The sequence below is a fragment of the Niallia sp. 03133 genome (assembly GCF_052663225.1).
Window position 1 is genome coordinate 387,138 of record NZ_JBQTCY010000004.1, and the last position, 13,088, is coordinate 400,225.

At 35.2% G+C, this 13,088-nt stretch carries 10 protein-coding genes and 1 pseudogene; all 11 read right to left on the reverse strand.

Annotated features, from left to right (window positions below):
* Nucleotides 1-9: 9 nt before the first annotated feature.
* A complete protein-coding gene (locus ACTYBU_RS08215; protein WP_445488744.1) occupies nt 10-1,689 on the reverse strand; it encodes a glycoside hydrolase family 13 protein in 1,680 nt (559 codons plus the stop codon).
* Nucleotides 1,690-1,704: 15 nt separating this feature from the next.
* Nucleotides 1,705-4,014 carry a glycoside hydrolase family 3 C-terminal domain-containing protein gene (locus tag ACTYBU_RS08220; protein ID WP_445488746.1) on the reverse strand — a complete coding sequence of 770 codons (2,310 nt, stop codon included), beginning with the start codon at nt 4,012-4,014 and terminating at the stop codon, nt 1,705-1,707.
* Between the two features lie 157 nt (nt 4,015-4,171).
* A complete protein-coding gene (locus tag ACTYBU_RS08225) occupies nt 4,172-4,486 on the reverse strand; it encodes a phosphorylase family protein (protein WP_445488748.1) in 315 nt (104 codons plus the stop codon).
* 25 nt (nt 4,487-4,511) lie between these two features.
* Nucleotides 4,512-5,003, reverse strand: a complete 492-nt coding sequence (locus tag ACTYBU_RS08230; protein WP_445488750.1) for a phosphorylase family protein — start codon at nt 5,001-5,003, stop codon at nt 4,512-4,514.
* Between the two features lie 74 nt (nt 5,004-5,077).
* Complete coding sequence (locus tag ACTYBU_RS08235) at nt 5,078-5,914, reverse strand: sugar ABC transporter permease (protein WP_445488751.1); 837 nt, start codon at nt 5,912-5,914, stop codon at nt 5,078-5,080.
* Nucleotides 5,914-7,257, reverse strand: coding sequence for an ABC transporter permease subunit (locus tag ACTYBU_RS08240; protein WP_445488753.1), 1,344 nt, complete (start codon nt 7,255-7,257; stop codon nt 5,914-5,916). Before ACTYBU_RS08240 ends, ACTYBU_RS08235 begins: the two co-directional genes overlap by 1 nt.
* A gap of 108 nt (nt 7,258-7,365) precedes the next feature.
* A complete protein-coding gene (locus ACTYBU_RS08245) occupies nt 7,366-8,469 on the reverse strand; it encodes an ABC transporter ATP-binding protein (protein WP_445488755.1) in 1,104 nt (367 codons plus the stop codon).
* A gap of 176 nt (nt 8,470-8,645) precedes the next feature.
* Nucleotides 8,646-9,926, reverse strand: a complete 1,281-nt coding sequence (locus ACTYBU_RS08250; RefSeq protein WP_445488757.1) for a sugar ABC transporter substrate-binding protein — start codon at nt 9,924-9,926, stop codon at nt 8,646-8,648.
* 195 nt (nt 9,927-10,121) lie between these two features.
* Entirely contained in the window at nt 10,122-11,141 is a 1,020-nt protein-coding gene (locus ACTYBU_RS08255; RefSeq protein ID WP_445488759.1) for a LacI family DNA-binding transcriptional regulator, read from the reverse strand.
* A 766-nt stretch (nt 11,142-11,907) separates the two neighbouring features.
* Nucleotides 11,908-12,726, reverse strand: coding sequence for a histidinol-phosphatase (locus ACTYBU_RS08260; protein ID WP_445488761.1), 819 nt, complete (start codon nt 12,724-12,726; stop codon nt 11,908-11,910).
* Between the two features lie 175 nt (nt 12,727-12,901).
* Nucleotides 12,902-13,088: pseudogene (locus ACTYBU_RS08265) on the reverse strand (ABC transporter permease); the annotation flags it as partial.

Consider the following 13,088-nt stretch of genomic DNA (forward strand, 5'->3'; position numbering starts at 1 on the left):
TTCTCTTCATTAACTTAAAAGATAAACCCTTGCCTCATATGGTTTTAATTCAATGGAGGAATCAAGTGAATCATCATTAGAAATTTCATAATTGTTAATCAGCAGCCTAGAAGCTGCAAATGTAAGATTTTCCGGAAACTCAAACAGTGATGCTTCTTCTGAGAAGTTGCATATTACTAGTAATATCTCGTTGCCTAACTTACGAGTATAGGCATAAATAGTTGGATGATTTTCTAGAATAAGGTCATAAGTTCCATAGACGATAATGTCATTTTCTTTGCGAAGCTTTATTAGTTTTTGATAAAAATAAAACACAGAATTGGGATCTTGCAGAGCTTGCGCTGCATTAATCTCCGTATAATTCGGATTCAATTTTAACCATGGAGTTCCTATCGTAAATCCACTATTTTCACTCTCATCCCACTGCATTGGCGTTCTTGCATTGTCACGACCTACTGCATAGATTGCTTCCATCACTTTATTATGATCTTCAGATCCTACTGTCACTTTTTCATGGTACATATTGTGAATTTCTAGATCATTATAATCCTCTAATAATTCAAAGCGAACATTAGTCATGCCAATCTCTTCTCCTTGATAAATATAAGGAGTCCCTTTCATCATATGAAGAAAGGTTCCAAGCATTTTTGCCGATTCTACTCTATACTGATTATCATTGCCAAAACGAGAAACCATTCTTGGCTGATCATGGTTATTTAAGTACAGACTGTTCCAGCCTTTCCCCTCTAAGTCTTTTTGCCACTTCGTCATCACATGCTTTAAATCTGCAAGTTTCCAGGGTGTTATATCCCATTTTCCCTTTGGACCAGAATCTAGAGAAACATGTTCAAAAGTAAAAATCATATTTAATTCTGTTCCTTCGCTATTTGAGAATTGTTTAGCATCTATTGTTGTTGCTCCTGGGCACTCTCCCACTGTCATAATGTCATACTTAGAGAGTACTTCCCGATTCATTTCTTGCAAATATTCGTGTACATGAGGACCGTTCATAAAGAACTCTCCTCCCCAGTCGTACCTTTTTCCACTAGTTGTACTAGGCAAGCTATCTACCTTAGAGATCATATCAATAACGTCCATACGGAATCCATCGATGCCTTTCTCAAGCCACCATGTCATCATATCATAGACTTCTTTTCTTAATTTTTGGTTTTCCCAATTTAAATCAGGTTGTTTTTTACTAAATAAATGCAAATAATATTCCTCAGTTTTTTCATCATACTGCCAGGCTGATCCACTAAAAACGGATACCCAGTTGTTAGGCTCTTGTCCATCCTTACCGGGTCTCCAAATATAATAATCTCTATACGGATTATCCTTTGATTTACGTGATTCAACAAACCATTGATGTTCATCTGAGGAATGATTTACAACAAGATCCATCATAAGTTTCATGTTACGACTATGAAGCTCTTTCAACAATTCATCCCAATCTTCCATTGTTCCGAAGTCATCCATAATATCCTGGTAGTCACTAATATCATAACCATTATCGTCATTTGGTGATTTATACACTGGTGATAGCCAAATGACATCAACACCTAATTCCTTCAAATAGTCAAGCTTTGATGTAATTCCTTTTAAATCACCGATTCCATCTCCATTACTGTCCATAAAGCTTCTTGGATAAATTTGATAGACAACACTTTCTTTCCACCATTTTTTCTCCATTTTGTATCACTTCCCTCATTTCGCAATTAAATTCTTTTCTTTCGTTAATACTTCATTTAATTGCGTTATCATATCTTCTAGCATTTCCTCTGTAAAATAACCTGCGCTAAAACTAACTAATGCACGCAAAGGCAAATATTTATTTAAGGAAGCCATCATTTCAGCATTTTCGCTTTCATCATCTACTTCTGCTGCTAACGGATTATTTTCATTTGCTTTCGCTAGAAACTTTTGTGTTAATGGTGCCAATACTGGGTCTGCAAGTAAATCTCCAACAAGGGAATTTCGATGGATTGGATTGCTTATAGGTCTTGTCGATTGAACAAGGATTTTATCTTTAAGAATAATATCTCTAGAAGATTTACCGATCAGTATATCAAACTCTCCCGTTTCCACATGCCAATCTTTTATTCCAGCATGATAATAAGCAAATGAACGTTTATCTAATGCAAAAGTAACTAGTTTTTCCTGACCTGGCTGAAGTTCTATTTTTTCAAAACCTTTCAGCTCTTTTTCAGGTCTAATAACACTACTTTCTACATCTTTTACATAAAGCTGTACTACTTCTTTACCAGCTCTGTCACCAATATTTTTCACCTTTAACCTAACCGTTACTGGATCTGTATCCTGAATTTCTTTGTTGCTTATTGATAGATCACTATACTCAAAGCTTGTATAGCTTAGTCCATAACCGAATGGAAATAATGGTTCTACTTCTTTTGTATCGTAGTAGCGGTAGCCGATAAAAATGCCTTCTCTATATTCCACTTGGTCTCCTTCACCAGGAAAATAGAGATAAGATGGATTATCACTTAATTGCTTAGGGAAAGTTTCCGCTAATTTCCCACTTGGATTTGCTTCTCCAAATAGCAACTCAGCAATGGCGCCTCCGAGTGCTTGACCACCCAAATAACCTTCAAGCACTCCCTTTACATTTGGGAGCCAAGGCATTTCAATAGGAGAACCATTACTTAAAACAACAATAATATTGCGGTTGACTTGAGCTAACGATTCAATCAATTGACGATGATTTTCAGGCATACGCAAATGTTCTCGATCATACCCTTCCGATTCGTAGCGATCTGGCAGCCCAACAAATAGAATCACTTTATCTGCTTTAGCTGCGGTTTCTTTTGCCTCATTAATTTTTGCTTCATCAATAGCATCATTTTTAAGGTTATAGCCATCAGCATATAATACATTCATATTATCGCCAGCAATAATATGAATTTCATCTAGAATATTTTCTAGTTTTGTTGGCTTTATATTAGAGCTTCCGCCCCCTTGGAATCTTGGTTTTTTGGCAAATTCTCCAATCACAGCTATAGTGCCTTCTTTTTTCAGCGGCAGAATGCAATCTTCATTTTTTAACAGCACCATACATTCTTTTGCAGCTTCCCTTGCAAGTACGTGGTGTGCTTCTGAATCGTAGACTGCATCTTCTTTTTTATGATCCATTGCTCTAAATATAATTCGCAGCATTCTCTCTACAGCAAGGTCCAATTTTTCTTCCGATAGCTTGCCGCTATTTACAGACTCTACAATCTTTTGTTCACCAATTCCGCCACTTGAAGGCATTTCAAGCTCCAAACCAGCAGCTATTCCGTCAACAAGCTCATTAACAGCTCCCCAATCGGAAATAACAAATCCTTCAAAGCCCCATTCCTCTTTCAAAATATCATTTAATAATGTTTTGTTTTCCGAAGCGAATGTTCCATTTACCTTATTATATGCCGACATAACTGTCCATGGCTGAGACTGCTTAACAGCTCCTTCAAAACTAGCCAAATAAATCTCCCGCAGCGTTCTTTCGTCTACAACTGCATCGGTTGACATTCTTCGATGCTCCTGATTATTCACAGCAAAGTGTTTCAGAGAAGTTCCAACGCCCTGACTTTGAACACCTTTAATATGATATGCCGCCATTTCAGATGATAGATACGGATCTTCTGAAAAATATTCAAAGTTTCTTCCGCATAGAGGAGAGCGTTTTATATTTACTCCTGGTCCAAGAAGGACAGCTACATCCTCGGCTTGTGCTTCCTCTCCTAGAGCTATCCCGACTTTTTCTATTAACTCTCTGTTCCATGAACTTGCCAGTCCAACTGCAGATGGGAAACATGTTGCTGGTACACTATCAAATAACCCTAAATGATCTGCTCCTTCTTTTTGCTTTCTCAGTCCATGGGGACCATCTGTTACCATAATCGAAGGAATCCCTAATCGCTCAATCCCCTTCAATTTCCAAAAATCCAATCCAGAGCATAAGCTCGCTTTCTCTTCTAAAGTCATTTGTGAAATGATTTTTTTTATATCTCGCTGCATAATAACCCTCCAAATTAGAAATGTTGCAACCATTTCCTTCCTAATATTCTCCTTTAACTTTATAAAGGTGAGAAGTTGAAATTTAACCACTGCTATCCAAAAAAAGAAAAACGTTTTTCTTTTAAAATAACTCCCCGGTAATTATCCCTATCGCTTTTCAGGGATGGATACGCAACTCATCGCCTATTCGGGACTTCCCTTCCAAATTTGCAATATGAGGTAATGCTGAAACTAAAACGTCTAGAGACACCGTATTCAGAGACTGATAAATGTCTAACAAACTATTAAACTTCCAGTCACCTAACCCTTCAGCTGGATTAGATATAATTACTAAGCAGGAATAATTTATGCCTGCCATTCTTGCATATGCTATTTCGGTGCCAATACTCATTGTTACTAAATCACCGCCCATTTGCTGGAACATCCTAATCTCAGCAGGTGTTTCAAAGCGGCCTCCCGCTGCCTGTACCACAACCCCACCCTTATGTACATGGATATCAGCGGAAAGCACTATCCTTATCCAAGCGCCTCTTTGTCTCACTAAGAAGTATTTCGTCAAGATACGGATCAGTTGCAGGTGTATATCGCGGCAAAATTAACCCATCATCATTAAAGATAGCGTGTGGAAGTGAGCGTGGACGCTCGAAATTAAAATCAATAAAATCATTAGGAACAACAAAATCACGAGTTTTCATTGCTGGATTAATGCCACCTGCAGTCGCCCCCCCAATCACTTCCTTCACTCCCAATTGATAGAGAGCAGCCCAAGTCTCTACAAACTTGCCACTTCCATGATCATGAACATAATAAAATGGTATGTTTTTCGAACTTCCATTCCATATTTCAGGTGATCTACCTACAGGAGTCTCGATAATAAAAGGTTTTTCTTCCAGTAGACCGGAATCCAACATGACACTTTTAAGGTATGTTCCCCCTATAATTGCAATTTTGGTAGTATGCTTCTTATGGTTTTTACTATCATTCATCATTTATCCTTTTCCCTCCTTTATTTGATGTGATATGGCTTGCACCGCTTTTAGCCATCCAGTATTGAATTTATTTTTTATCCTTTATCAGCTCCAGCTGTTAGCCCGTCTATCAAGTATCGCTGCATAAACATAAACAATAACGTTACAGGCAAGGCAACCATAACACAGCCTGCTGCAAATAATGTGAAGGGAAGCTGACCTGCAACTTTATCATTAATCATATCAAACAAACCAACAGCAAGCGTTTTTTGTTCAGGTGAACGTAAAATTAGCTTTGAAAAAATAAAATCCGTAAATGCTGTATTAAATGTCATAAGGGAGGTAAATACAATTAATGGTTTTGACATTGGCAAAATAATTTGAGTGAAAATCCTTAAGTGACCTGCTCCATCTATTCTGGCAGCTTCAATAACACTTTTTGGCATTGTGTCAAAATAAGTTTTCGAGAATAGAAACCAAAGCGGTGCTCCTGCCACATAAACGCATATGAGTGCAGTATGAGTATTCAAAAGATTCATCTGGCTAAGCAATATATAGATAGCAATCATACTCATAAAACCAGGAAACACGTGTAAAACAAGCAGAGTATTCATTAAGTTTTTCCTACCACTAAAACGAAAAACTGAAAATATATACCCTGTTATCAATGTAAAAAGGGTACCGAAAAATGTGCTTATTACCGAAATTTTAATTGTATTGTAATACCACTGTCCAAATGGATATTGTTTAAAAAGTGTTACATAGTGATCAAACGTAAAATGAGCAGGAATCAAAGTTTCACTGAACAATGACGTTCCTGGACGAAAAGAAGACAATATTACCCATAAGGCAGGATAAATACAGATGACCGCAACGATGATTAAAGTTAAATAGCTAAAAGAGATATCGAGAAATGATTTCGTTTTTTTCATCAGTGTGTATCCTCCTCTTTAAACGATTTTGTTTGCTTTATTCTATAAATAGTAAAAATTGATAATATAATAAAAATAAATATTCCAATAACGGAAGCAAAATTATATTGCCCCTGCTCCATGGAAAGCTTGTAAAGCCATGTTAGTAAGATATCTGTGCCCCCTGCAAATTTATAATCTCCAATTGCTGGATTTCCATTTGTTAACAAATAAATAACATTGAAATTATTTATATTCTGAGCAAAGGTAACAACAAGTAAAGGTGCCATTGTTTTCATAACTATAGGATACGTAATTAAACGAAGCTTTTGAAATCCATTTGCACCATCTATATCTGCTGCTTCATATAATTCTGCTGAAATAGTCGTCAAAATCCCTATAATCATTAACATGCTGATCGGAAAGGTCAACCAAAAATTCACTAACACAACCGTAAACTTTGCCCACATAACATCTGATAACCAAGGTACTTTCGAAATACCCAGATACCCTAAATACTGATTAATTGGACCAAATTGTCCGTTAAACATATTTCGGAAAATAAGTACAGATACAAACATCGGAATTGCAAATGGAAGCATAAAAATGGTGCGCCACACCTTTTTAAACTTAATCACCTTTTTCTGAACTAACAATGCAATCCCAAACCCACCGATGAAAGGAAAAAGAGTCGCAAAAACAGCCCATATAAACGTCCAGATCATCACACCATAGAATGTATGACTCCATGCCTTTATTTTAAAGATATCGAGAAATGTCTTAAATCCCTGCCAATCAACCAAATGAGCAGGCGGCATATTTTCCCTTGTATAATTAGTAAATGCGAGTAAAATCATAAAAATGATTGGCAATACAGTAAAGAAAAATACACCAAGCATAGGAACCGATAAGATAATTTGCGGAAATCTGTATTCTGTTATATATCTTATTGTTTGAACGATCGTATTAGGCTTTATTCCCTCTTCCCGACTTTTTCCTACTATATACGCATCTTTAATATTTAGAATATATATACATACGATAATACAAAAAATAAAGAGCGTAATAAGGCCTTCAACCATTAACAAAATGGAATGGTCTCCCATTACACTTTGATAGATCCCTCCTACTTTTTCTAGGTGCATCTCTTTTTCTCCCAGGGTTATTAAACCCCATAGTGTATAAGGAAGGCGATATATGGCTGTATACATACTAAAGGCATGAATAGCAAGAAGAAAGATCCCTTTTATATACTGTTTGTTATAAACTTGACCTAGTCCCATCATTAAAATGGATAAAATCGCTGCATTCCTTCGATAGGAGTTATTAGATTGTTTGGTAGACTTAATTACATTTTGAAGCATGAAGATTCAACTCCTGTTTTTCTAAATTAGAAAAGTACTGTTATTACTTAATAGAATATGAGTTTAAAAAACCCGAATTTTTTTAATTGAATATACACAGTGCTTTCTTTATCTTATTGCTTTTTCCGTTTCCATATCGAAGTAATGGCATTTATTCATATCAATGGCCAATGTGATATGATCACCACTGTTGTATTCCCCTTTATTTTTCACCTTTGCAGTTAGAGGAATAGAGTTATTTTTAACATATAAATACAGCTCTGATCCCATATTTTCCACTACTTCAATTTCTGCCGATAACTCTTCATAAGTATCTATATTAATTGCTTCCATATAGAAGTCTTCAGGTCTGATTCCTAGGATCACTTCTTGGCCAGCATATCCTTTCGAGCGAAGGATGTAGTCATCTTTTTTAGAAACTTGGACCTTGACTCCCTGCGTACTAAAATAAAGATTCGAGCCCTCTTCTATAATCGTTCCTTCTATAAAATTCATTGCAGGTGATCCTATAAACCCTGCAACATATTTATTAACAGGGAAATCATATATGTCAGTTGGTGTTGCTACTTGTTGTATTTCTCCGTTATACATAACAACAATTCTATCTCCCATAGTCATTGCTTCCGTTTGGTCATGTGTCACATACACAAATGTCGTTTCCAAACGTTTATGCAGCTTGCTTATTTCTGAACGCATTTGCACACGAAGTTTGGCATCTAGATTGGATAAAGGCTCATCCATTAAGAATACTTGTGGATTCCGAACGATAGCGCGTCCTAAAGCAACCCGCTGTCTTTGCCCACCTGAAAGAGCTTTAGGCTTGCGTTTTAAAAGATGGTCTAAATCTAAGATTTTTGCTGCTTCATGGACTTGCTTTTCAATTTCTTTCTTTGGCACTTTTCGCAGTTTTAAGCTAAATGCCATATTTTCAAATACGGTCATATGAGGATACAAAGCATAATTTTGAAAAACCATCGCAATGTCACGATCTTTTGGAGCAAGATCATTCACTAGTTTATCCCCAATATAAAAGTCTCCCTCTGTTATATCCTCCAACCCAGCTATCATTCGAAGGGTTGTTGACTTGCCACAACCAGAAGGACCCACAAGTACTAAAAACTCTTTATCTTTCACTTCTAAATGAAAATCCTTAACTGTATAAGCATCATTTTTATATTTTTTCTTCACATGCTCAAAACGCAATCCTGCCATGGTCTATAACCCCCATTAATGATAAATAGTGAGGTCACCATAAGTTGGCATTTATCACTCCAACTTATGGCTATTTCACAAACTATTTAATAATTTATTAAAAATAAATTGCTGTTACACTGCTAAAGCTAAAGTACCTAGTTTAATATAATGAATATCATTTATCCGAGCTATTTTTACTTACTTGTCTTAATTCCGCTTTTCATATCTTCTGCAGCGTTATCCAACGTCTTTTTAACTTCTGCATCATTATCCCAAATTTCCATAGTAGCCGATTCTAAACTTTTCCAATAGTTACTCATTTCCGGAACATTTGGTAGTGCAGCACCATTATTAATTTGAGTTAGGAATCCCTGCAGCATTTGATCATTTTTATACTTTTCCTCATTCTCAAATCCATTAAGTGCTGGAATTCTTCCTGTGGATTCATAAAGTTCTCCTAGTTTCTCCTTGGAAGTAAGAAAGTTCGCAAATAGCCTTGAAGCATTTGGATATTTAGTATATGAAGTCACATAATATCCTGTACTACCTACTAGAGCTACTGGTGTTTTGCCATCCGACATCTCTGGCAACGGAAGAACTTCAACCTCAAATGGCATTTTTTTATTAGGACCAAGATTCCAAGTAGCATCCATGTTTATCGCTAATTTCCCCTGTTCCCACAGATGTAATCTGACATCGTTACTGATATCTTGCAATTTAAGTGGTAAGATTTCTTTTAGAGAATGATAGAACTCCATCCCCTTAACTGCACCAGCACTATTAATACCAATGTCATTTACGTCTGTACCATTTTTCCCAAAAATATAACCATCATATCCTAAAATAAATGAAGAATTAAAGTACCAGCTTTTTGCATCATACATAAATCCAAACTGATTTTTTGAAACGTTATTATATTTCTTTGCAAAAGCTTTAATATCATCCCATGTTTCTAATTTTGCATCTTTTACCAAATCTTTATTAACGTATAGCGAATAAGTATAAACATCTCGAGGATAACCATAAAGTACTCCTTTATAAGAAGAGGCATCTAAAGCAACTTTACTACTATTTTCTCTTGTATCTTTTTCAAAATAATCGTTAGGCACTACAACGCCAGCGTCCACAGTAGCTCCTAAATTGTCGGATACCATACCAATTACATCAGCTGCCAATCCAGCAGGGCCATCTGTTTTCACTCGGTCAGCAGTATCCCAGGTTTGCACTTCTTCCACATTTACTTTAATGTTGTATTTCTCTTCAAATTCTTTCACTGCTGATTCAACCAATGGATCTTTCATCGTCCAAAAAAGCAATTCTGCACCAGGCTCTGGCTTTAAGTCGGTTGGTGTTGCTGTGTCATTTCCATCATTTGTATTTGTCCCAGATTGATCAGATGAATTAGGTTTACTACAAGCCACAAGTAAAAGCAGAATGATCATTGTTATTGAAGACATTTTTAGTATTTTTTTCATTTTTATCCTACTCCTTTTATTTTTTTCAGGTTTAATGGAACAATAGTTCAAACGGATAATTTAAATTTAATAAACACCCCCTTTATACTTTGGTTATTTTATTTAGAAAAACGTTTTTCTTTCTAAAAAAATTTTTATTATTCTGTTTATTTGGAATATTCGAATTATAGTGAATAAAGAATGACTGGTCATCCTTTATTCACTATTTTTCTTAATATTTTTACAACTCCCCCTCGTTATTATTTCATGCGGAAGAATTCTGGCTTCTTTTTTATAGCTTTTTTTCTCCTTAATTTGTTGTAGCAGCATTTGTGCTGCTTGAACTCCCAAATCATAAACTGGTTGTCGAACGGTCGTTATTCCAGGTCGATAAGCGCCAGCAATTGGAATATCATCAAATCCCATAATCGAAATATCTTCTGGAACCCGAAGTCCGCATTCTTCTGCTGCTTGAATGGTCCCTATAGCAATCACGTCGCTGATACAGAATACAGCAGTAGGACGGTTTTCCTTCCTGAAAATTTCCATTCCTCTCTCATAGCCTGATTTAATTTGATATTCTTCATTAAAAAAAACATTTTCTTCGTAGACAACTTCATAATCATCAAGTGCTTGTTTATATCCTTCAAACCTTAGAATTGAATGATCATGTTTTATATCTCCGCCGAACCATGCAATTTTCCGATGTCCCAATTTAATTAAATACTGGGCTGCATCATAACCAGCCTGGTAATCATCGATATTAACGGAGGAAAATCTGCCATTCTTGTCGGTAAGGCTTGCTAATACAACAGGAATAGAATTTTCCTCAAAAAAATCGATATGCATTTGCTGCAAAGTAGAAGTTAGCAGTACCACTCCATCTACATACTTTTCTTTCATCAACTTTAAATAATGCAGCTCAATATCCATATCAAGCTCCGTATTGCAAAGTAATGTTGAATAGTTATGTTTAAAAAGTTCTTTTTCAATTACTCTCACAAAATTAGATGTAAATGTATTTTCAATACCTGGAATTAGCACACCTATGGACAAAGTTTCTTTCTTAATTAAACTGCGTGCAATCACGTTAGGACTAAACCCAAACTCATTCACTACTTTTAATACTCTTTCCGTTACCTCTGGACTTACCCTTTTGCTTTTGTTAATAACATTTGAGACAGTAGAAATGGACACATTTGCTTTCCTTGCCACATCCTTAATTGTTATTTTCATAATCTCACCCTTTACCGGTTTAGATAGCATTGCTCTGGTTTAGAAAAACGTTTTTCTGCTTAAAAAAACAATATCTTGCCTTACTAATACAGAAACGTTCTTCCTTATTATATTACAGATTCTTTGCTTGTCCTATAATAGAAAAACGTTTTTCTATTCAAAGAAATAGTATCTTGTTTTCTTTATCCAGAAACGATTATCCCGGTTTTCTTTTTAGAAAAACGTTTTTCTGCTTAAAAAACAATATCTTGCCTTACTAATACAGAAACGTTCTTCCTTATTATATTATAGAAAAACATTTTTTTGTTCAAAAATAGTAATCTTCTTTGCTTGTAATAGAAAAACGTTTTTCTATTACAAGAAATAGTATCTTGTTTTCTTTATCCAGAAACGATTATCCCGGTTTTCTTTTTAGAAAAACGTTTTTCTATTCAAAAGAATAGTATCTTGTTTTGATTAAAATAGTTACTTACTTTGCTTGTGCAAAAAAGTTCTTCCTATTATTTTATTGAAAAACGTTTTTCTGCAAGATAGTTCTTTACTTGATTCGAGAATATTTCTCCTATAACCATAGTGGAATCATTAACTTTTCTTAATATTAAATTAATAGTTCCTATAAGTCTATACTTTTGTCATAAAACCTGACATCTTTTTTTAATAAGAAGCTAACTAATTTTTTATTTCTTAATTTTGGACTTCCGATAAAGCTTATCGTTTCACTCTTCTTATTCATTATATCGCAAGTTATTATTTCAACTTTTCTTTATTATAAAGTGACGATCTGTCTTTTCTTTTCTACGTAAAAAATCATTTCTTTAAAACCGATTTCCTTTAACTGCTTCTGAACTTCAAAATAATCTTCTCCAATACGCTCATATGTATGGGCATCTGATCCAAAGGAGATATCCACGCCATAATATAAGGCACGTTCTAAAATTTCGTTTGAAGGATACCACCCTCCACAGTCTTTCGTTTTACCAGATGTATTAACCTCAATTGCAACACCTTCTTCACCAATAACTTTAAGTGTTTCACCAATAATAGGTGTGTCAATCTTCGAAAATTCTGGGTAATATCCTTTCATCGCATCTATATGGGCAAGTACTTGAAATAGACCACATCTAGCTGATTCTTGAATAAGCTTGTAATAGTTATCTTTTAGATTAATACACTCTTCTTCATTTAACCCATCCCATTGCATCCGATCAAATATACTTACTCCATCTACAAAATGAACGGAACCTATTAAATAATCAAAAGAATAATTTTGATAGCTTTTTTGATATAATTCGAAATGCTCTGGAATATAATCACTTTCCATGCTGAGCAATACATGAATTTTGTCTTTGTAAGCTTCTTTAAGTTTCAAAACTTCCTTTACATAATTTCCAAGTTCACTTTTTGCCATTGCATACCCTGGCCACATTTGATCTTTGTCACTGTAAAACAGCGGAGAATGATCAGAAATGCCGATATAATGAAGCCCCTTATCGATTGCCGCCTTTATGTAATCCTCTATCTTTCCAGTTGCATGACCACATCGATCATGATGTGTATGCAAGTCAAATATAATATTCTTCCCCATATTCATCCCTCCGTTTTATCTTGTTAAAAATACTACACTAGAAACAAAATTACCAGTAAAATTGTATCTCATGGTTCTGCAGCTGTCATGACTTATTCTTCAAGCCTACTTTCAAAAAAAGCAGCACAAACCATGACCTTGGTATGTGCTGCTAATCTTAATATAAATTAGTCTATTATCTATTACCTTTAATATAAGGAATACCTGCAGCCTTTGGAGCGTCAGCACGTCCAATAAATCCTGTTAACGCTACAATCGTTAATACATATGGAGCGATTAATAAATAAACGCTTGGAACATTGTCCAGGAATGGAAGACTGCCCCCTACAATGCTTATACTTTGGGCAAATCCAAAGAATAGA